21 protein-coding genes and 1 pseudogene are annotated in these 20,088 nt (G+C 72.9%); 12 read left to right on the top strand and 10 right to left on the bottom strand.

The annotated features are described in order from the left end of the window. Positions 1–14: 14 nt before the first annotated feature. Both ACIBST_RS22325 and ACIBST_RS22320 read right to left on the bottom strand, forming a co-directional pair. Positions 15–776, bottom strand: coding sequence for a sulfite exporter TauE/SafE family protein (locus tag ACIBST_RS22325; protein ID WP_397174141.1), 762 nt, complete (start codon positions 774–776; stop codon positions 15–17). A 310-nt stretch (positions 777–1,086) separates the two neighbouring features. Next, positions 1,087–1,287: pseudogene (locus ACIBST_RS22320) on the bottom strand (ATP-dependent Clp protease proteolytic subunit); the annotation flags it as partial. Between the two features lie 144 nt (positions 1,288–1,431). On the opposite strand from ACIBST_RS22320, the gene ACIBST_RS22315 reads away from it, so the two are divergent. Next, complete coding sequence (locus ACIBST_RS22315) at positions 1,432–2,754, top strand: sensor histidine kinase (protein WP_397174139.1); 1,323 nt, start codon at positions 1,432–1,434, stop codon at positions 2,752–2,754. A gap of 110 nt (positions 2,755–2,864) precedes the next feature. Next, positions 2,865–3,503, top strand: coding sequence for a response regulator (locus tag ACIBST_RS22310; protein ID WP_397174137.1), 639 nt, complete (start codon positions 2,865–2,867; stop codon positions 3,501–3,503). Here the strand turns inward: ACIBST_RS22310 and ACIBST_RS22305 are convergent. Both ACIBST_RS22305 and ACIBST_RS22300 read right to left on the bottom strand, forming a co-directional pair. Next, positions 3,473–4,351: a DUF2268 domain-containing protein gene (locus tag ACIBST_RS22305; RefSeq protein ID WP_397174136.1), complete on the bottom strand. Its 879-nt coding sequence runs from the start codon at positions 4,349–4,351 to the stop codon at positions 3,473–3,475. The genes ACIBST_RS22310 and ACIBST_RS22305 overlap by 31 nt on opposite strands. A gap of 43 nt (positions 4,352–4,394) precedes the next feature. Continuing rightward, the gene (locus ACIBST_RS22300) at positions 4,395–5,159 is read right to left on the bottom strand and encodes a hypothetical protein (protein WP_397174134.1); all 765 of its coding nucleotides are present in this window, start codon (positions 5,157–5,159) and stop codon (positions 4,395–4,397) included. A gap of 55 nt (positions 5,160–5,214) precedes the next feature. Between ACIBST_RS22300 and ACIBST_RS22295 the strand changes: the two genes are divergently transcribed. From ACIBST_RS22295 to ACIBST_RS22265, 7 genes are all read left to right on the top strand, one after another. Beyond that, the gene (locus ACIBST_RS22295) at positions 5,215–6,216 is read left to right on the top strand and encodes a MoxR family ATPase (protein WP_352328096.1); all 1,002 of its coding nucleotides are present in this window, start codon (positions 5,215–5,217) and stop codon (positions 6,214–6,216) included. After that, positions 6,213–7,145 (top strand): DUF58 domain-containing protein, encoded by a 933-nt coding sequence (locus ACIBST_RS22290; protein WP_397174132.1) that lies wholly within the window; start codon positions 6,213–6,215, stop codon positions 7,143–7,145. The genes ACIBST_RS22295 and ACIBST_RS22290 overlap by 4 nt, the downstream gene beginning before the upstream one ends. Beyond that, positions 7,142–8,089 (top strand): VWA domain-containing protein, encoded by a 948-nt coding sequence (locus ACIBST_RS22285; RefSeq protein WP_397174130.1) that lies wholly within the window; start codon positions 7,142–7,144, stop codon positions 8,087–8,089. The genes ACIBST_RS22290 and ACIBST_RS22285 overlap by 4 nt, the downstream gene beginning before the upstream one ends. Positions 8,090–8,100: 11 nt before the next feature. Next, positions 8,101–8,691 (top strand): class I SAM-dependent methyltransferase, encoded by a 591-nt coding sequence (locus ACIBST_RS22280; protein WP_397174128.1) that lies wholly within the window; start codon positions 8,101–8,103, stop codon positions 8,689–8,691. Then, the gene (locus tag ACIBST_RS22275) at positions 8,688–9,227 is read left to right on the top strand and encodes a TrmH family RNA methyltransferase (RefSeq protein ID WP_352350753.1); all 540 of its coding nucleotides are present in this window, start codon (positions 8,688–8,690) and stop codon (positions 9,225–9,227) included. Before ACIBST_RS22280 ends, ACIBST_RS22275 begins: the two co-directional genes overlap by 4 nt. A 34-nt stretch (positions 9,228–9,261) precedes the next feature. Continuing rightward, entirely contained in the window at positions 9,262–10,062 is an 801-nt protein-coding gene (locus ACIBST_RS22270) for a glycerophosphodiester phosphodiesterase family protein (protein WP_397174126.1), read from the top strand. Positions 10,063–10,239: 177 nt separating this feature from the next. After that, a complete protein-coding gene (locus ACIBST_RS22265) occupies positions 10,240–11,673 on the top strand; it encodes an MFS transporter (protein ID WP_397174124.1) in 1,434 nt (477 codons plus the stop codon). Positions 11,674–11,679: 6 nt separating this feature from the next. Here the strand turns inward: ACIBST_RS22265 and ACIBST_RS22260 are convergent, their stop codons facing one another. Then, positions 11,680–12,135, bottom strand: a complete 456-nt coding sequence (locus ACIBST_RS22260) for a hypothetical protein (RefSeq protein WP_397174122.1) — start codon at positions 12,133–12,135, stop codon at positions 11,680–11,682. Positions 12,136–12,249: 114 nt separating this feature from the next. Further along, positions 12,250–12,729, bottom strand: a complete 480-nt coding sequence (locus ACIBST_RS22255) for a helix-turn-helix domain-containing protein (RefSeq protein ID WP_352350760.1) — start codon at positions 12,727–12,729, stop codon at positions 12,250–12,252. A 33-nt stretch (positions 12,730–12,762) separates the two neighbouring features. Here ACIBST_RS22255 and ACIBST_RS22250 point away from each other — a divergent pair, with 33 nt between their 5' ends. The 3 genes from ACIBST_RS22250 (at position 12,763) to ACIBST_RS22240 (ending at position 14,483) form a co-directional block, all read left to right on the top strand. After that, positions 12,763–13,257 (top strand): nuclear transport factor 2 family protein, encoded by a 495-nt coding sequence (locus ACIBST_RS22250; RefSeq protein ID WP_397174120.1) that lies wholly within the window; start codon positions 12,763–12,765, stop codon positions 13,255–13,257. 113 nt (positions 13,258–13,370) lie between these two features. Continuing rightward, positions 13,371–13,985, top strand: coding sequence for a hypothetical protein (locus ACIBST_RS22245; RefSeq protein ID WP_397174118.1), 615 nt, complete (start codon positions 13,371–13,373; stop codon positions 13,983–13,985). Positions 13,986–14,138: 153 nt separating this feature from the next. Then, positions 14,139–14,483 (top strand): RNA polymerase-binding protein RbpA, encoded by a 345-nt coding sequence (locus ACIBST_RS22240; RefSeq protein WP_043625492.1) that lies wholly within the window; start codon positions 14,139–14,141, stop codon positions 14,481–14,483. Between the two features lie 54 nt (positions 14,484–14,537). Here ACIBST_RS22240 and ACIBST_RS22235 read toward each other — a convergent pair whose 3' ends face one another. The 4 genes from ACIBST_RS22235 to ACIBST_RS22220 are packed head-to-tail and all read right to left on the bottom strand — an operon-like array spanning position 14,538 to position 20,085. Then, positions 14,538–15,521 (bottom strand): DUF2804 domain-containing protein, encoded by a 984-nt coding sequence (locus tag ACIBST_RS22235; RefSeq protein WP_397174116.1) that lies wholly within the window; start codon positions 15,519–15,521, stop codon positions 14,538–14,540. Further along, complete coding sequence (locus tag ACIBST_RS22230; protein ID WP_397174114.1) at positions 15,508–17,214, bottom strand: glycoside hydrolase family 2 protein; 1,707 nt, start codon at positions 17,212–17,214, stop codon at positions 15,508–15,510. The genes ACIBST_RS22235 and ACIBST_RS22230 overlap by 14 nt, the downstream gene beginning before the upstream one ends. After that, on the bottom strand, positions 17,211–18,845 hold the full coding sequence (locus ACIBST_RS22225; protein WP_397174112.1) for an alpha-amylase family glycosyl hydrolase: 1,635 nt from the start codon (positions 18,843–18,845) through the stop codon (positions 17,211–17,213). Before ACIBST_RS22225 ends, ACIBST_RS22230 begins: the two co-directional genes overlap by 4 nt. Next, positions 18,835–20,085 (bottom strand): MFS transporter, encoded by a 1,251-nt coding sequence (locus ACIBST_RS22220; protein WP_397174111.1) that lies wholly within the window; start codon positions 20,083–20,085, stop codon positions 18,835–18,837. Before ACIBST_RS22220 ends, ACIBST_RS22225 begins: the two co-directional genes overlap by 11 nt. Positions 20,086–20,088: the final 3 nt, after the last annotated feature.

Here is a 20,088-nt window from a genome sequence, read left to right as displayed (position 1 = left end):
TGGCGTGCCGGGGATCAGCCGAACTGCTGCCAGCCGAGCCTGATCACCATCGCCACCACCACGCACAACAGCACGACCCGGACGAACGCCGTGCCGCGCCTGATCGCCATCCTGGCGCCGAGCTGGGCGCCGGCCACGTTGCACAGCGCCATGCCGAGCCCCAGCGCCCACTGCACGTGGCCCTGCAGCCCGAACACCGCCAGCGCCCCGAGGTTCGTGCCCACGTTGATGATCTTCGCCGAGGCGGAGGCGGCGACGAAGTCCAGGCCGAGGATGGTGGTGAAGGCGATGATGAGGAACGTGCCCGTGCCCGGCCCCATGATGCCGTCGTAGAAGGCGATGCCCACGCCCGCCACGGCCACCGCCGCCACCACCCGGCCGTTCGTCCGCAGGTGCGGCTGCGGCAGGGCGCCCATCGAAGGACGCAACGTGACGAACGCCGCCACGCCGAGCAGCACCACCATCACGACCGGGCGCAACACGTCGGCCGAGATCGCCGCCGCCGCCCACGCGCCCAGCCCGGCGCTCACCACGGCCAGCGCCGCACCCGGTAACGCCACCTGACGGTCGATCTTGGTGGAGCGCGCGTACGCCACGGCGGCCGAGGCCGTGCCGAACACCGAGGAGAACTTGTTGGTCGCCATGGCCTGGACGGGCGGCATACCGGTCATCAGCAACGCCGGCAGCTGCACCAGCCCGCCGCCGCCCACGACCGCGTCGACCCATCCGGCGCCTGCCGCGGCCGCCAGCAACACCACAACCTGCTCCAGCGGCACGCCGCGCCCCCACTCCCCCAGGAAACGCCCAGAAGACTACAGCCCCCCTCCAACCACCCACCGCAGGCCACCCCCCACCCGGCCCTCACCCCACCCCTCGCGTGCTCCAGCCGTGCCGTCAGGCGGCGAGCAGGCGGAGCAGGACCGCGTTGCCGCTGGCGAACGAGCGCAGGCGCGGCCGCAGGTCGTGGATCTCGTGCCGGAGCACGCTCCTCTCGCCGGCCTCGGCCAGGACGCGGGTGACGGCGGTGTGCCGGCCGGCGAAGCGGGCGCGCAACGCGTCCAGCGCGGACCCTTCATGGCGACACCTGCCGGCCGTCACCGAGCCGCCCGGCGAATTGATGTAAAGCGTTATGTCCCGATGGGGGTCTTCGGCTGCCGGCAAAAGCAGCTCACCGCAGAGCCGGTTGCAAATCTCGTCGTCGACGTCCTGGCCGAGGACCACGATGCGTTCCTTCAGCAGGCGCTGACTGAGCTGGTCAGGCCAGGCCGCGCGCTGGGTCTCCGTCATTGACATCACCTTTCTGCCGAAACTGAACCTGCGAAAAACGCTGGACCCGGCGGCGGTGAATTCCAGCCCCTTTTCGCTGGGGGCGCATTTCACTCAAGGCGCGTTACTCCCAGCGCGAAAAACTATCGACATACAATCCCGGATGTGAGAAGGAACCTCCCCCGCCGTTGGGCGTGCCTCATCCTGGGCGGGGCGCTGCTGATGCCGTACATGATGGCCGGGGTGCTGGTCGCCGGGCTGTGGCGCGGCATGTCGTCCGACCTGCTGATGCCGATCCAGGTCGGGGTGTTCGTCGCGGTGCTGCCGGTGGTGGCGGTGACCGGGCTGTTCCTGCCGGTGCGCGCGCTGGAGGTGAACGCCGCCCAGGGGCTGCTCGGGGCCCGCGTGGAGACCCCGCCGCGGCAGGCCCGCCGGTCGTGGCAGGAGCGGCGGCGCACCGCCGCGTGGTTCACGCTGCATCTGGCGGTGGGCGGCGTGGTGAGCGGGTTCACGCTGGCGGTCGTGCCGTTCACGGTGTTCACGATGGCGCTGCCGTTCGTCGGGGAGCCGATGCCGGTGCTGGGGCTCACGGCCGAGCCGGGGTGGCCGTCCGTGCTGTGGGCGGCGGCGGGCGTGGGGGCGCTGGCGCTGCTGGTGGCGGGCGCGGCGGGGGCGGGGGCGCTGCTGGCCGCCCTGGCTCCCCCGCTGCTCGGCCCCACCCCCGCCGAGCGGCTGGCCGCCGCCGAGGATCACGCTCGTACGCTGGCCGAACGCAACCGGCTGGCCCGCGAGCTGCACGACTCGGTCGGGCACGCGCTCAGCGTCGTCACCCTGCAGGCCGCCGCGGCCGGACGCGTCCTCGACCGCGACCCGGCCACCGCCAGGACCGCGCTGGCGGCCATCGAGCAGTCGGCCCGCGCCGCGCTGGAGGACCTGGACCACGTGCTCGGCGTCCTGCGCGAGGACACACGCGAGGACGCACGCGGGGACGGGCGCGAGGACACGCGCGGGGACGGGCGCCACGACGCAGGCGGCGCGGGCGGGCCCGAGGGCCGCCGGCGGGACGGCGAGGAGGCGCGGCGGGCGCCGCAGGCGACGTTGGCCGACCTCGCGGCGCTGGTGGCGGGCTCCGGCGCCGAGGTGCGGCAGGACGTGGGCGACCTGTCCGGCGTACCCGCCGTCGTCTCCAGGGAGGCGTACCGCATCCTGCAGGAGGCGCTGACCAACGCGATCCGGCACGGCGGCGGCACGGTCCGGCTGGCCGCCGCCGTCCAGGGCGACGACCTGCGCCTGGAGGTCAGCAACCCCGGCGGGGCGCACGGCGGCCCGCACGGGGGGAGGCGCGCCGGGAGCCGCGGCCGGGGCGGCGGCCGGGGTGTGGCGGGCATGCGCGAACGCGTCCGCCTGCTCCGCGGCGACCTGCGCGCCGGCCCCGACGAGGACGGCTGGACGGTCTCGGTCCGCCTCCCCCTCCGCCCGAACCCGTAACCCCCTCAGCCGACTCCCTCCGGGCGGCTCGCTCCTGGGGCAGGCCACGCCGCCGTCACCCCGGGGACGCCCCGAACCCTCTCCGCACGGGTGCCGCTACGGTCAGGGGCATGACACTCAAGGTCGTGATCGCCGACGACGAGGACCTCATCCGCGCCGGGCTGCGCGTCATCATCGACGCCGAGCCCGGCCTGCGCGTGGTCGGCGAGGCCGGGGACGGCGCCGCGGTCCTGCCGGTCGTCCGCCGCGAGCGCCCCGACGTCGTGCTGATGGACGTCCGCATGCCCGCCATGGACGGCATCCAGGCCACCCGGCGGCTCGTGGCGCTCGACGACCCGCCCAAGGTCCTGGTCGTGACCACGTTCGAGAACGACGACCACGTCTACGACGCCCTGCGCGCCGGGGCGAGCGGCTTCCTGCTCAAACGCACCAGACCGGACGACCTGCTCCAGGCGATCAGGCTGGTGGCGGCCGGGGAGTCGCTGCTGTTCCCGGCCGCGATCCGCACCCTGGCCGGCCGCCGCCCGCGCGCCCACGTGCCGGGGATCGACCGGCTCACCGGCCGCGAGGGCGACGTGCTGCGGCTGATGACCAGGGGCATGTCCAACACCGAGATCGCCGCCGAGCTGGTCGTCAGCCAGGAGACCGTCAAGACGCACGTCGGCAACGTCCTGGCCAAGCTGGGCGCGCGCGACCGCACGCAGGCCGTGATCGCCGCCTACGAGTCGGGGTTCGTCTCGCCCGGCTGAGGCCGGTCGAGCAGCCGCGCGGCCGGCAGCAGGGTGGCCTCGGCGGCGCTCAGCCCCTTCTCGGCCAGGGCCCGGTCCACCAGGCGCAGGCCCACCGCGTAACCCGCCATGTCGGGAACGCCGCGGGGCTGCCCGCCGAAGAGCCGCATGGCGCTGTCGCCCAGCACGTACGCCGGGGTGTTCGCCATGCCCTGCAGGTCGAACGCATCCATGATCATCTTGTCGGCGCGCTCCAGCTCCTCCCCCGTCACCATCCGCGACCAGGGGCCCATGGCCTCCGGGCCGGACAGCTCCCTGACGAACGCCTCGGCCAGCCCCTCGGCCACCACGTGCTCGCCCACGGTGACCGTCCGCGGGTCCCACTCGACGTTGGTGTAGCGCACGTTGTGGTGGAACTCGTGCACCGCACAGTGCGCGATCCGGCCGATGACCTCCTCCGACGGCCAGCCCAGCAGGTACAGCCAGCCGGGCGAGCCGCCCATCCCGTAGTAGCCGCCGCTGACCTTCATCAGGTGCTCGTTGCCGGGGTCGCCGAGCACGAACATCACCTGCAGCGAGGACGCCTGCCTGGCCTCCTTCAGCGCGTGGGAGGCGCGCTCCAGCTCCCTGCGCACCTGGCCGAGCACGTCGGCCTCGATCATGGCCTGGACGGCGGGCAGGTACCGGGCGTCCTCGGCGTCGACGCGGAAGCCGCCGCCCTGGTGGTGGACGTCGACGATGTCGCCGGGCACCGGGATCGCCGGCCGGATCGGTGCCAGCATCTCCCGCAGCGCGTCGGGCCGGTCGGCGAGCGGCCGGGCGAGCAGGTCCGCCATGGCCGTGAGCGTGTCGTGAACGATGAACTCCATGCCACGGACGCTAAAGCCTCACGTAACGTGAGGCTCAAACGCATTAAAGCGGCGACTCGCCCAGTTCATCGCCCGGCGACTGCCCCGGCGTGCCGGGACCGGTGCGCGTCGGCGACGGCGACCGCGACGGCGAGGGCTCCTCCGGCACCGGCGTGGCGGGCGTGGGCGGCGGCGTGGGCACGAACACCGTCGGCGGGAGCTGGCGGGGCATCGGCTCGCTGTCGCGCCTGCCGAACAGCAGCAACAGCAGGATCGTCGTGACCAGCACCAGCAGGATCGCCAGCGCGAGGGCGGCCAGCAGCACCCGCCGCCGCGTCTCGGTCAGCGGCAGCCGCCGTGCCAGCGGCCCCGGCAGCGCGGGCGCGCGGTCGGTCAGCCAGTACGGCACGAAGTCCGGCCCGTGCGCCTGCCCGATGAACGTCCCGCCCACCATGACCGGGTCCAGGAACCGTTCGGCCCCCGGCTGCCCCGGCGCGTACGGCACCGCCACCCACGGCGCGGGACCGTCGTGCACGTCGAGCACCTCGGGCGTCCCGTCGAGCACCGAGGCGCGCCCCCGGCCGAGCCCCAGCCACCCGCGCCCGCCGGACCGCCCGGACGCCTCCTTGATCGCGGTCAGGAACCGGTCGCGCGCCGCCGCGTCGAGGGCGGCGCCCCGGGTGAGCACGGCCAGCGACACCGCGCGCCCGTCGGGTCCCTGTCCCAGGTAGACGAACCCGGCCGGGGCCGTGTGCAGGCGGGCCTGCACGACGTAGCGCCCCAGCTGGGGCGGATCACCGTACTGCAGGGGACTTGCCACGTTTGCCATGAAAGCACAGACGTGGCGTCGTGCACGTTCGCGGCGCGTTTGGTGGAATGGCGTCATGAGCGTCGCCGAAGAGTTGCCAGGCGGAAACGACGCGGCCCTGCTGCGTCGAAGTCTCGACGAGGTCCGGCGTGTCATCGTGGGACAGGAGCACATGGTCGAACGGCTGGTCGTGGCCCTGCTGGCCCGCGGTCACTGTCTGCTCGAAGGCGTGCCGGGCGTCGCCAAGACCCTGGCCGCCTCCACCCTGGCCACCGTCGTGGGCGGCACGTTCGCCCGGATCCAGTTCACGCCCGACCTCGTGCCGAGCGACATCGTCGGCACCCGCGTCTTCCACCCCTCCAACGAGAAGTTCGACGTCGAGCTGGGTCCGGTGTTCGTCAACTTCCTGCTGGCCGACGAGATCAACCGCGCCCCGGCCAAGGTGCAGTCGGCGCTGCTGGAGGTGATGGCCGAGCGCCAGGTCACGCTGGCCGGCGTCACCCATCCGCTGCCCAGGCCCTTCATCGTGCTGGCCACCCAGAACCCGATCGAGTCCGAGGGCGTCTACCCGCTGCCCGAGGTGCAGCGCGACCGTTTCCTGTTCCGCGTGCGGGTGCCGCACCCCAGCGCGCACGAGGAGCTGGAGATCTTGCACCGGATGAGCGTCACGCCGCCCGTGCCCGACCGGGTGCTCGACCCGGCCAGGCTGCTGGCCCTGCAGCAGGCCGCCGAGCAGGTCTCGGTGCACCAGCTCGTGGCCGACTACGTGGTGCGCCTGGTCATGTCCACCCGCGCGCCCGCCGACTACGGGCTGGGCGACCTGGCCGAGACGATCGAGATCGGCGTCAGCCCGCGCGCCACGCTCGGCCTGGTCTCGGCCGGGCGCGCGCTGGCCCTGCTGCGCGGCCGCGACTACCTGCTGCCCGACGACGTGCGCGACGTGGCCGTCGACGTCATGTCCCACCGGCTCATGCTGACCTTCGACGCCCTGGCCGACGGCGTCGATCCCGAGCAGGTCGTCAAGCAGATCCTGCACGCCGTGCCGCCACCCCTGGTCGTCTGGAACCAGAACCGTTGAACACCGGCGAGCAGGCGCTGCGACGGCTGGAGCTGACCGTCACGCGGCGGCTCGACGGCCTGCTGCACGGCGCCCACCAGGGGCTGCTGCCCGGCACCGGCAGCGAGACCGGCGACAGCCGCCTGTACGTGCCCGGCGAGGACGACGTGCGCCGCATGGACTGGGCCGTCACCGCCCGCACGACCGTCCCCCATGTCCGCGACCTCATCGCCGACCGCGAGCTGGAGACCTGGGCGCTGGCCGACCTGTCGGCCAGCATGGACTTCGGCACCGCCGACACCGACAAGCGCGACCTGGTCGTGGCCGCCGTCGGCGCGATCGGCTTCCTGTCCAGCCGCATGGGCGACCGGTTCGGCGCGCTGGTGCTGCACGAGGAGTACATCCACCGCATGCCCGCCCGTACCGGCCGCCCGGCCCTGTACGGGCTGCTCAACTCCCTCATGGACGCCCCGCGCGGCCGGGCCGTGCCCGACGCCCCCGACCTGGCCGAGGGCATCGACGTGCTGGCGGCCACCCGCCGCCGCAGGGGCCTGCGCCTGGTCGTCTCCGACTTCCTCGACGACCGCCCCGAGCTCGACCCCGACGCCGAACGCCCCTGGGAGCGCCCGATCAGGCGGCTGGCCTCCCGACACCAGGTGCTGGCCGTGGAGGTCATCGACCCGCGCGAGCTGGAGCTGCCGGACGTCGGCCGGGTGGCGTTCACCGATCCCGAGACCGGGAACGTACGTGAAGTGCACCTTTCTCCCAAAGTCCGGCAAGCATATGCAGAAGCCGCCGCCCTCCAGCGTGAGGGCACCCGGCTCGCCCTGCGCCGCGCCGGGATCGCCCACCTGGTGCTGCGGACCGACAGGGACTGGGTGTTCGACGTGGCGCAGTTCGTCCTGCGCCAGCGCCGCATGAGCCACCTCGCCCACCGGAGACCCGTATGACGTTTCTCGCCCCCGGCTGGTTGTGGCTGTTCGTGCTGGTGGCGCTGCTGGTGGCCGGATACGTCGTGGCGCAGTTCGCCCGCCGCCGCTACACCGTGCGCTTCACCAACCTGGCGCTGCTCAACCTCGTCGCCCCCGCCGGGCCGGGCTGGCGCCGGCACGTGCCTCCGGCGCTGTTCCTGGTCATGATGTCGTTCCTGGTGGTCGGCGCCGCCAAACCCGCCGACCAGGTACGCGTCCCCCGCGACCGCGCCACCATCATGATCGCCCTCGACGTCTCCCTGTCCATGGACGCCGGCGACGTGCAGCCCAACCGGATCAGCGCCGCCAAGGCAGCCGCCCAGGCGTTCGCCAGGGAGCTGCCCGACCGCTTCAACGTCGGCGTGGTGTCCTTCGCCCGCTCGGCCAACGTCGTCATCTCGCCCACCACCGACCACCAGGCCGTCGTCACCGCCATCGGCAACCTGACCACCCGGCCCGGCACCGCGATCGGCGAGGCCGTCTTCAACTCCCTCGACTCGGTGCGCTCCTTCGACCAGCAGGCCGCCACCGACCCGCCGCCCGCCGCGATCGTGCTGCTGTCCGACGGCGACAACACCTCCGGCCGGTCGGTGAACGAGGCCATCGAGGCCGCCCAGCAGGCCCACGTCCCGGTCTCCACCATCGCGTACGGCACCCAGGAGGGCACCGTCGACATCGACGGCAGGCCCGTGAACGTCCCGGTCAACAAGCAGACCCTGCAGTCGCTCTCCGACGGCACCAGCGGCCGGGCCTACGCCGCCGAGTCCGGCAGCGAGCTGCGCGACGTCTACGAGCAGATCGGCACCTCGCTGGGGTTCAAGCTGGTCAGCCAGGAGATCACCCAGTGGTTCATCGTGGCCGCGATCGTGCTCGGGCTGCTGGTGGCCGGCGCCGCGGTCTTGTTCGGCACCCGCATCCCGTAACGTTTTCCCACGTGGCCCACTACTTCTCCGAACGTCCCGAGACCGCGAGCAGGCCGGGCTCGGTCGACCTGGTCCTGCCCGACCTGCACCTGCGGCTGGAGACCGACCGGGGCGTGTTCTCACCCGACCGGGTCGACGTCGGCACGCGCGCGCTGCTGGAGTCCGTCCCGCCGCCGCCGCAGGAGGGCGACCTGCTCGACCTGGGCTGCGGCTACGGGCCCATCGCGCTGACGATGGCCTCGCGGGCGCCAGGGGCGACGGTGTGGGCCGTCGACGTGAACCGGCGCAGCCTGGAGCTGACCGGGCGGAACGCCCAGGCCGCCGGCCTTTACAAAGTAAGACCTGTTCATGTTGATGAAGTGCCGGATGACGTGAAATTTCGGGCCATCTGGTCCAATCCCGCCATCCGGATTGGCAAGCCGGCTCTGCACAAGATGCTCACCAGGTGGCTCACCCGGCTGACGCCCGACGGCGTCGCCTACCTGGTCGTCCAGAAACACCTCGGCTCGGACTCCCTGCAGCGCTGGCTCGGCGAGCAGGGCTGGCAGGCCTCCCGCGAGGCCTCCCGAGCCGCCTACCGCATATTGAAGGTGGCCCGATGAGAAGGCAGCTGCGCCCCACCGACGTCAAGCGGCTCAACCGCACCTGGCGCAGGAACACCGACAACCGGCTCGCGCTGATCCTGGAGTCGGTGACGGGCCCGTTCAACGTCGGCTCGATCTTCCGCAGCGCCGCGGCGTTCGGCGTCGACCAGATCTGGCTGGCGGGCAACGCCACGCCGCCCACCAACCCCAAGGCGGGCAAGACGGCGCTCGGCACCGAGCGCCTGGTCACCTGGCACGAGCCGGTCCCGGCCACCGAGGCGGTCAAGGCCGCCAAGGACGACGGCTACGCCGTGCTGGCCATCGAGCTGACCGGCGAGGCCGTGCCGCTGCACCGCGCCGACCTCGGCCGCGACGTGTGCCTGGTGGTCGGCAGCGAGGACCACGGCTGCTCCCCCGCCCTGCTGGAGGCCGTCGACGGCGTCTGCTACATCCCGCAGGTCGGCCGGGTGGGCTCGTTCAACGTGTCGGTGGCCGCGGCCATCGCGCTGGCCGAGGCGCGCCGCCAGGAGTGGGAGAATCTCCCCGAACCGTGACCGAACCGTCCACCATCGGAAGGGACACCGGGTCGTGCTCAGCCGTCGTTTCGCCTTTCTCGACCATCCGGGGCCGCTGGCCTTCGCCCACCGCGGCGGCGCGCTGGAGGGCGCCGAGAACTCCCTGGCGGCCTTCGAACGCGCGGTCGGGCTCGGCTACGACTACCTGGAGACCGACGCGCACGCCACCGCCGACGGCGTGCTGCTGGCCTTCCACGACCACACCCTCGACCGGGTGACCGACCGGCGGGGCCGCATCTCCGAGCTGCCCTACCGGGAGGTCCGGCAGGCCCGCATCGCCGGCGTGCACGAGATCCCGCTGCTGGAGGACCTGCTCGGCACGTGGCCGCAGGTGCGCTTCAACATCGACGTCAAGGAGGCGGCGGCCATCGCGCCGCTGGCCGGGGCGGTCCGGCGCACCAACGCCTACGACCGCGTCTGCCTGACCTCCTTCTCCGACGAGCGCCTGGTCATGGCCAGGGCCGCCATGGGCCGCGAGGTGTGCTCGGCGCTCGGCCCGCGCGGCGTGGCAGCGCTGCGGGCCGCCGCCGCCACCTCCGGCTACGGCCGGCTGCTGGCCCGCCTGTCGCGCGCCGGGATCCCGTGCGCGCAGGTGCCGATCGGCTTCCGCGGCCTGCGCGTCACCACCCGCCGCCTGGTCCGCACCGCCCACGCCATCGGCATGCAGGTGCACGTGTGGACGATCAACGACACCGTCCGCATGGAGCACCTGCTCGACCTCGGCGTCGACGGGATCATGACCGACAACGTCACCGGCCTGCGCGAGGTCCTCGAACGGCGGGGCCTGTGGCACCCGCGCGGCATGGCGGCCTGACCGGCCCGCCGGCGGCGACCTTCCTCTCCTGAGGTGATCACTGTAAGGTCATGTGCACGACACGTGGACGTGACCCACGACCTGCGAAGATGGGCACTTCGTCAGGCATGACCCCACCCCGTGGCCGGGCCGCGCGAGGCCCCCCGGCCCCCGGCCGCAGAGGAGCGACACGACACCATGGCCTCCACCGCACCCCCCGCGGCCCTCGACGACTCCCCCGCGGCGCGCCGCCGCGAGCAACGCGGCTGGTACTTCTACGACTGGGCCAACTCGGCCTTCTACACCACGATCATCTCGGTCTTCCTGGGCCCGTACCTGATCCCGGTCGCCAGGACCGCGGCCTGCGCGAAGGACTTCCCCGCCCTGGCGCCCGGGACGTGCGCGTCCCAGTTCGACGCGCTGGTCCTGCGCCACCCCGGCCTGGGGTACGTCGACGTGCTCGGCGCCGACATCAGGCCCGCTGCCTTCTTCGGGCTGACGCTGACGGTGGCGGTGTTCCTGCAGATCGTGTTCCTGCCCATCGTGGGCGCGCTGGCCGACCACACCGGCCGCAAGCGGGAGCTGCTCGGCGGGTTCGCCTACGCCGGCGCGCTGGCCACCATGGGCCTGTACTTCGTCGAGGGCGACCGCTACCTGCTGGGCGGCGTGCTGTTCGTGGTGGCCAACCTCGCCTACGGCTCCTCCGTGGTGGTCTACGACTCCTTCCTGCCGCAGATCTCCACCCCCGAGGAGCGCGACGGGGTCTCCTCGCGCGGCTGGGCGATCGGCTACCTCGGCGGCGGGCTGCTGCTCCTGCTCAACCTCGCGCTGTTCCTGCAGCACGACAGCCTCGGGCTGAGCGAGGGCATGGCGGTGCGCATCAGCATGATGTCCGCCGGCCTGTGGTGGGCGACGTTCACCGTCATTCCGCTGCTGCGGCTGCGCAACCGTCCCGTGGCGGCGCACGAGACCACGGCGCTGCGCTCGGTGCGCGGGAGCTTCCGCCAGCTCGGCCGTACGCTGGCCGAGCTGCGGCGGTACCCGCTGACGCTGCTGTTCCTGGTGGCCTACCTGGTCTACAACGACGGCGTGCAGACGGTCATCGGCAACAGCGCGGCGTTCGCCTCCGAGGCGCTCAAGCTGGACAAGACCGTACAGATCACGGCGATCCTGATGGTGCAGTTCGTGGCGTTCTTCGGGGCGCTGCTGCTGGGGTGGCTGGCGCGCGGCTTCGGCACCAAGCGCACGGTGCTGGCCAGCCTGGTGCTGTGGACCGGGATCGTGGTGGTGGCGATGTTCGTCGGCGAGGGGCAGGCGCTGCAGTTCTACCTGATGGCCTTCGCCATCGCGATCGTGCTGGGCGGCACGCAGGCGCTGTCGCGGTCGTTGTTCTCGCAGGTGATCCCGAAGGGGCGGGAGGCGGAGTACTTCAGCCTGCTGCAGATCAGCGACAAGGGGTCGGCGTTCATCGGGTCGCTGACGGTGACGATCGCGCTGCAGGTCACCAACAGCTACCGGATCGCCATCGTGTCCATGATCATATTCTTCGTGGTGGGCTTCGTGCTGCTCGCCCTGACGAACCTGCCCAAGGCCATCAGGGCGGCCGGCAACGAGGTCCCCTCGCGGATCTGACCCGCGTCAGGGGCCGTAGCGGCGCGAGAGCCAGTACGAGGTGCCCACCAGGGCGCCGGTGCCCAGGATGGCCAGCAGCACCAGCGGGCCGACGTGCCCGCCGCTGGTCATGGTGCCGCTCTCCAGCCGGATCTCGGCCCGTCCGGGAGCCTGGGCCGGGCGGGTGACGGGCTCGGGGGGCCGGGAGTCGCGGGCCTCCAGGCCGGGGATGGCCTCGACGTCGTCGTCCCGGCGCGGGGCGTGGGCCTGCTTCCTGGCCGGTTCGTGCCGCCCGGACCGGGGGGCCGCGTCGTCGTCGCCGTCGTCACTGTCGTCACTGTCATCGTCGTCGCCGTCGTGGGCGGCCAGGGCGAGCGCCGGGGGCGGCCCGGCCGCCGCCTGGGCCGGAAGCAGCACCCCTCCCCCGGCGAGGACGAACGCGAGCGCGGCGACCGCCGCGGCCCAGCGTGGCATGAGATCCATCTACGCCTCCTGATCGACGTCGCGGTCCCCTGAAGCCTGCGCGGCCGCCGTGGGGCGGCCGTGAGCGGGCCATGAGAGTCCTCTCACGAAGGGTCGCGCGTCAAACACGCAACGTCACAGATCGGCGGCCAGGACCATGGTGCCCGGCCCCCGGGCGGCGCCGGGACCGGGCATCGGCAGCACGGTCTCGGCGGTGGCCTCGCCGCCGCAGTGGGGGCAGGTGACGACGGGCGTGAACTCCCGCCCGCAGGAGTGGACGAGCAGCGCGGGCGGCCCGCCGGGCGGGGTGGACCACCGGTCGCCCCAGGCCATGAGCGTCAGCAGCGCGGGCACGACGTCACGCCCGGCCTCGGTCAGCAGGTATTCGTGCCGCACCGGACGCTCCTGGTAGGGGCGCTTCTCCACGACGCCGGTGGCGACGAGATGGTCGAGCCGGCGGGCCAGCAGGTTGCGCGAGATGCCCAGGTCCTCGGCGAGGTCGTCGAACCTGCGCAGGCCGAGGAACAGGTCGCGCAGGATCAGCGGGGTCCACGGCTCGCCGATGACGCCGACGGCCTGGGCGATGGAGCAGTGCATCTCACCGAACCTGTTCATGCACCCATGATAGTGGGTTGATAATGTGAACCCATGACAGTTCACATTCAGGACTCACCCGCCGGCGCGTACCGCCGGGCCGGCGAGGCGCACGACGCCCAGGCACTCAAGGCCACCCTCGCCGACGGCGTGGTGTTCCACTCGCCGCTGAGCCACCGGGCCGGCTTCGAGGGCCTGCCCCAGGTCGGAGCGCTGTTCGAAGCCGTCTTCGACGTGCTGTCGGACCTGCGCTACCAGAGCGACATCGGCGATGACCGCACCCGCATGCTCACGGCGACCGCCCGGGTGGGCCGCCAGCCGCTGCACGAGGTGGCCCAGCTCGAACTGGACGACGACGGCCTGGTCCGGGAGATCACCATGTGGATCAGGCCGCTGCCGGGACTGACCGCGCTGATGGCCGCCCTGGGCCCCCGCATCGCCAGGGACAAGGGCAGGCCGGGCCTTCCGCTGCTGGTGAAGGCGGCCTCCGCGCCGCTGGCCGCGATGACGAGGTTCGGCGACCGGACCCTGGTGCCGCTGCTGGCCTGAGACGCAGGCTGCGGCCGTCGCTCTAAAGAGAGAGCAGTGCTCTTGACAGGAGAACACCTGCCACGAGAGCATTGCTCTCACAACAGAGCAACGCCCTCAGCCAGGAGTCACCCATGACCTCCCCCCGCCTCACCTCCGCCGCCTTCGCCCTCGGCGGCGTCCTGCTGTTCGTCTACCCGGTGGTACGGCCGTCCGGCGACGACGCCGCCGCCATGGCCTCGACCGCCTGGGTCACCGGCCATCTGGCCGCGATGCTCGGGTTCGTCCTGCTCGGACTGGGCACGCTCGGCCTGCACCGGGTGCTCGGCGACCGCCTGTCGCTGCGCGCGGCCGCGGTGACCTGGGCCGGCGCCGGCCTGACCCTCCCCTACTACGGGGCCGAGGACTTCGGCCTGCACGTCATCGCGCAACGTTCGCTGCGCGACGGCGCGCCCGCGCTGATGGAGCTGGCCGAGCAGTTCCGCTTCGCCCCGGCGGCGGTCACCATGTTCGCCGCCGGGCTGGCGCTGCTGGGCGCCGGCACGGTGATGGCGGCCGTGGCCGTGTGGCGTTCGGGGATCCTGCCCAAGGGGGCCGGGACGGCGCTCGCGCTGGGTCTGGCGCTGTTCATCCCGCAGTTCTTCGGCCCGTACCCGGTGCGGATCGCGCACGGGGCGCTCGTCATGATCGGCGGGTTGTGGCTGGCGGCGAGCCTGCTCAGAGCCCCGCGGACGACCGTCGCGGCCTGAGGAAGCGGCACCGCTGGGAGCGGACTCGAATAACCGAGGCCCCAAGCGCGATTGGATCACCCCGCGGGTGGGAATCCCATCACGGTACCAAGCGTTAGACACCGTGGGAGACAGACCCCCCACGTATGGGGGCCCTGTAGGAGGCATTTAGACATGGGCGAGCGCGCGCTTCGTGGCACCCGGCTCGGGGCAACCAGCTACGAGAACGACCGTAACACGGATCTGGCCCCACGCCAGGAGGTGTCCTACACCTGTCCTAAGGGCCATCGCTTCGAGGTTCCGCTTGCCGCCGAGGCCGAGATCCCCGCTACCTGGGAGTGCCGCATGTGCGGCGCGACCGCGGTGCGGGTCGACGGTGAGCAGCCGGAGTCGAAGAAGACCAAGCCCCCACGGACTCATTGGGACATGCTGCTGGAGCGGCGGTCCATCGAGGATTTGGAAGAGGTGCTCAACGAGAGGCTCGCGGTCCTGCGTGCCCAGCGGCGCAAGAGCGCCTGACCCCTTCTCACGGTGAAAACCCCCGGGCGACGCCCGGGGGTTTTGCTGTGCCCGCTACCAGCGGTTGCGCGCCTCCTCGGCCCAGCCGGTGAGGCCGTCGAGGTCCACCCACGCGCCGTCGTCGTCCTGGACGCGGCCGGAGAAGTGGCCGAAGCACTGGTGGGTCTCGTTGGCCACCACGCCGAGCTGGGTACGGGCCACCTTCTCGTGGAACGGCCGGAACTCCACCTCGACCCGCGGGCCGCTGATCCGCCAGGGGCGCAGCCAGTCGCCGCGGTCGTAGGTCCACTCCAGCTCGTCGCCGATCTTGTGCAGCCGGCCGCCGGTGAACAGGGCGTTCTCGGTGACGCCGGTGCCGTCGGTCCACTTGCCGCCGAGCTGGACGGACCTGCCGGGCCCGCTGCCGGCCGCCCAGTTCCAGGTCACCGCGTACGGCCACTTGCCCCGGCCGTGGTCGAGCACGGCGAAGGAGTCGGCGGGGTCGATCGCGAACTCGTCCTGGCCGAGGCGCAGCCGTCCGCGGGCCGGGCGGCCGACGTCCTTGACCGTGTACTGGAACCGGTTCGGCCCCCAGGGGACCACGACGCCGAGCGACTCGTGGCCCTGCGGCAGCGGCACCTCCAGGTCGATCCGCACGCCGGGGGCGGTGGCGCGGATGACGGTGGCGGCCGGGTCCTGCCGGATGTCGATCGCCAGCCCGCCGCCGCGCACGGACACCGTGCCGGCGCCGCTGCGGTCGGGGAAGACGGCGCCGCGGGCCAGCGGCACGACGACGTCCTTGGCGAACTCCGCGCCGCCGGCCCGGTCGAGCACGTAGACGCCGTGCACCCCGGCGTAGTCCAGCGAGGAGGCCACCAGGCCGATGATGTGTGAGGGGGTGACGACGCCCCAGTACTCCCAGCGCTTGCGCCGTCCCCAGCCGCGCAGGTTGGCCCGGTGCAGCGGCGTGCGGGTCCAGCCGACCGCGGCGGGGTTCAGCCGCCCGCCGGGCAGGCACAGGTCGGCGGGGGCGGTGAGCTCCCGTTCATGGGTGGTCATGGAAGGCGAGCCTCCTCGTGACGGAGCGGATGAGGTCGGCGGGCAGCTTCAGCTCGGCCCGGTCGTAGGTGAGCAGGCCGTTCAGCTCGTCCTCGACGTCGGAGAGCTGGGTGTAGACGGTGGCGCTCAGGCCCTGGCGGATGGCCGGGACGATCTGCTCCTCGTGCAGCCGGACGAACGCCGCGCCCAGCTCTTCGGCGGTGCGGTAACGCCGGTAGCCGAACTCCTTCTCGCCCCAGGTGCGGCCCTCGACGGCCAGGCTGTAGCCACCGTACTCCGTCAGGGCCAGGACGCGGCCGTCCGGGCGGGGCGGCCGGAAGCGGCGGAAGTAGACGTGCAGGCTGAGCAGGTCGCCCGCGCGCTGGTCGTGCCAGCCGCTGGCGTGGTCGATCGTGCGGGTGGGGTCGAGCCGGGCCAGCTCGGCGGCGATCCGCGCGGCGTCGAACTGGCCCCACCCCTCGTTGAACGGCACCCAGACCGCCAGGCCGACCACGTTGCGCAGGTGCTCGACGGTCTCGCGCAGCTCGGCCTCGAACGCGGCCCGCCCGGCGGCGTCGGCCCGTCCGAAGCGGTGGTGGCGGCGGTCGTCCAGGCGCAGCGGCAGCAGCGCGGGGGTGGTGACGACCAGCGGCCGGTAGCTCTCGCCGCCGTTGACCAGGTCCTGCCAGACGAGCATGCCGAGCCGGTCGCAGTGGTGGTACCAGCGCAGCGGCTCGATCTTGATGTGCTTGCGCAGCATGGTGAAGCCGAGCTGCTTCATCATGACGATGTCGTCGACCATGGCCTCGTCGGAGGGCGGCGTGTAGAGGCCGTCGGGCCAGTAGCCCTGGTCGAGGATCCCGGCGTGGAAGTACGGCCGGCCGTTCAGCAGCAGCCGGGGCACGCCGCCGGCGTCGGGGCCGACGGAGAAGGAGCGCATGCCGACGTAGCCGCGGACGCGGTCTTGGCCGAGCGAAACGCTCACGTCGTACAGGAAGGGGTCCTCGGGGCTCCACGGGCGCGCGCCGGGCAGCGGGACGCGCACCGGCCGGCCGGCGGGGACGGTGGCGCGGGCCGCCACCTGGCCGTCGGCGAGGATCTCGACCTCGGCCTGGCCGCCCGCGGCGTGCACGGTCACCTCGACGCACTCCTCGGCGAGCACGGGCGTCAGCGTGAGCCGTTCCACGTGCGGCTCCGGCACGCGCTCGGCCCAGACGGTCTGCCAGATGCCCGACTGGGCGGTGTACCAGATGCCGCCGCGGCGCAGCCGCTGCTTGCCGCGCGACTGCCAGCCGGTGTCGCTGTCGTCCCGGACGGCCACGTCGAGGGTGTTGGCGCCCTCGGTCAGCGCGTCGGTGACGTCGAAGGAGAACGGCAGATAGCCGCCGCTGTGGCCGCCCACCTCGACGTCGTTGACCCACACCCGGCAGGTCTGGTCCACGGCGCCGAAGTGCAGCAGCACCCGACCGCCGGCGGGCCCGGCGGGCGGTTCGAACGTGCGGCGGTACCACAGGGTCTCCCCCGGCAGGAGCTGGCGGCCGACGCCGGACAGCGGCGCCTCCGGCGAGTACGGCACGAGGATGTCGCCGTCGTAGGCCCCGGGCCGCGCGCCGTCGTTGATCGCGTATCGCCAGCGGCCGTTGAGGTTGACGTAGCTGTCGCGGACGAGCTGGGGGCGGGGGTACTCCGGCAGCGGGATCGGGTCGCCGGTCACGAGAGCCACACCGCCGTGTCGGCGGGCAGGACGCCGCCGTCCAGGGGGCCGCTGGCCAGCAGGACGTCGTGGTGCGGGGGCAGCGGCACCGCGTCCGGGCCGAAGTTGACCATGAGCGTGAAGCCGGGCTCGCGGCGCAGGGCCAGCACGCCGGGCGGCGCGTCGAGCCAGGTCAGGTCGCCGTCGCCGAGCGCGGGATGCTCGCGGCGCAGGGCGATGGCGGCGCGGTGGAGGTTGAGGGTGGAGCCGGGGTCGTCCCGCTGGGCGGCGACGGTGAGGTGGGCCCAGTCGGCCGGCTGGGGCAGCCACGTGCCGCCCGGACCGAACCCGTACGGCGCGGACGTGCCCGACCAGGGCAGCGGCACGCGGCAGCCGTCCCTGCCGATGAAGGCGCGGCCGGTGCGCTCGAACATCGGGTCCTGCCGCGCCTCATCCGGCATGTCCAGATATTCAGGCAGGCCCAGCTCGTCGCCCTGGTAGAGGTAGGCGGCGCCGGGCAGGGCGAGCAGCAGCAGCGTCGCGGCGCGGGCGCGCCTGAGCCCGAGCTCGCGGTCGACGGCGACCTTCCCGAGCAGCACGTCGGCGGTGGGGGCGCGGACGAGGTCCTGGTCGATGCCGAACCTGGTCGCCATCCGCGGCACGTCGTGGTTGCCCAGCACCCAGGGGATCGACCCGCCCGTCTCGCGGGCCAGCCGGTACGACTCCTCGATCACCGCGCGGAACTCCCCGGCCGACCACGGCAGGGGCATCAGGCGGAAGTTGAACAGCTGGGCCAGGCCGTCGCCGGTGAGGTAGGGCCGGGCCTGGGCGGGGTCGGCGAACCAGATCTCGGCCACCGTGCCGCGCGGCCCGGGGTAGGCGGCCAGGATCTTGCGCCAGGACCGGTACAGCTCCAGCAGTTCGGGCTGGTGCTCGTACGGCACCGCGGACTGTCCGGGCGCCAGCGGCGCGCCCTGGCTGCCGGGGACGACGTCGGACAGGCCGTCCTCCTTGAACAGCATGGCGGCCACGTCGATGCGGAACCCGGACACGCCGCGGTCCAGCCAGAACCGCAGCACGTCCTCGAACATGGCGGTGACGCCGGGGTGCCGCCAGTTCCAGTCGGGCTGGGCGGAGTCGAACAGGTGCAGGTACCACTGGCCGTCGGGGGTCCGGGTCCAGGCGGGGCCGCCGAACATGGACTGCCAGTTGTTGGGCTCGTCGCGGAAGACGAACCAGTCGCGCTCGGGGCTGCCGGGGCCGGCGGCCAGCGCCTGCCGGAAGCGCGGGTGGGCGGCGGAGCAGTGGTTGGGCACGATGTCGACGATGACCTTGATGTCCCGGGCGGTGGCCGCGGCGACGTAGGCGTCGAAGTCGGCCAGCGTGCCGTAGCGGGGGTCCACGTCGGTGTAGTCGGCGACGTCGTAGCCGCCGTCGGCCAGCGGCGAGGGGTAGAACGGGCTCAGCCAGACGGCGTCCACGCCCAGGTCGGCCAGGTGGTCCAGGCGGGCCAGCGCGCCGGGCAGGTCGCCCTGGCCGTCGCCGTCGGCGTCGGCGAAGCTGCGGGGGTAGATCTGGTAGACGACGGCCTCGCGCCACCAGGCGTCGCCGTCGAAGACTGCGGATCGGTCGGGCACTGCGTTATCGGACACTGCGGATTCTCCAGATGAGGCAGGCGCCGAGCGCGGCGAAGGCCGCCGCGACGGCGTACATGAGCGGGTAACCGCCCGCGGAGGTGACCAGGGGCGCGGCGATGACCGGCCCGAACGTGCTGGAGGCGGAGTTGGCCAGGCTGACGATCCCCAGGTCCTTGCCGCGGTCGGCGTCGGCGGGCAGGAGCTGGGTGACCATGGCCTGGTCCACGGCGGCGAACATGCCGTAGCCCGCGCCGAGCAGGACGCTGGCGGCGATGGCGGCGGGCCAGCTGGTCAGGAAGGTCAGCACGAGCCCGGAGGCGGCCATCGTGAGCCCGCCGACGAAGACGGCCGTCCTGCGGTTGCCGAACCGGTCCGACAACCAGCCCGCGACCAGGGTGGGCGCGACGCTGCTCAGCGTGAAGACCGCGACCAGCACCACGACGCCCTGCTCGACGGTGGAGCCGGGGAAGAGCGCCTCGTAGCCGACGCCGTCGCGCAGGTAGTACTGCAGGTAGCCGATCGCCATGGCGAGGGTGAGGGTGATCAGGAAGCGGCTCAGCCAGGCCCAGGCGAAATCGGGGTGCTTGCGCGGGCTCACCTTGAAGCTGCGCAGCAGCGCGCGCAGCCCGAACGGCGGCAGGTCGGCCGGCGCGCTCGCGGGCTCCTTGGTGAACAGGCTGAACGGCAGCACCAGCAGCAGCACCAGGACGGCCATCGCGACGAACCCGGCCTGCGAGCCGGTCGCCACGACGGTGACCACGACGCCGCCCAGCAGCGGCCCGGCGAGCTGGCCCACGCCCGCCAGCGCCGACGCCTTGCCCCGCTGGCTGATCGGCACCTGGTCGGGCACGGTGGCGATGGCGGTGGCCAGGGCGGCGGTGAAGGCGAGCTGGGCGACCGCCCAGCCGACGACCAGCCCGGCCAGGGAGTCCTGGCGGGACAGGAAGACCAGGGACGCGGCGCAGACCAGCGCGCCGCCGGCGACCCAGGGGCGGCGCCGGCCCATCCGGGCGCGGGTGCGGTCGGACAGGGCGCCGAACAGCGGGTTGGCCACGATCGTGCAGACGGCGGCCACGGCGAAGACCACCGCCAGCGACGCCTCCTTGTGCTGCGGATCGATGCGCGCCACGTGGGAGGGGAGCAGGATCTGGTTTCCGACGGTCATCGCCATGATGACCCCCATCTGGGCCAGCGCCAGCAGGGACATCCAGCCCGCGGACACCCGTCTGTCAGGCGCTAGGCGCGTTTCGGCCATGCA

Origin of the sequence: Nonomuraea sp. NPDC049684 (genome assembly GCF_044465345.1) — a bacterium.
In the GTDB taxonomy this organism is placed as follows: Bacteria; Actinomycetota; Actinomycetes; order Streptosporangiales; family Streptosporangiaceae; genus Nonomuraea.
The sequence above is the reverse complement of the archived record's forward strand: the minus strand, read 5'-3'. Positions and strand labels throughout refer to the sequence as shown.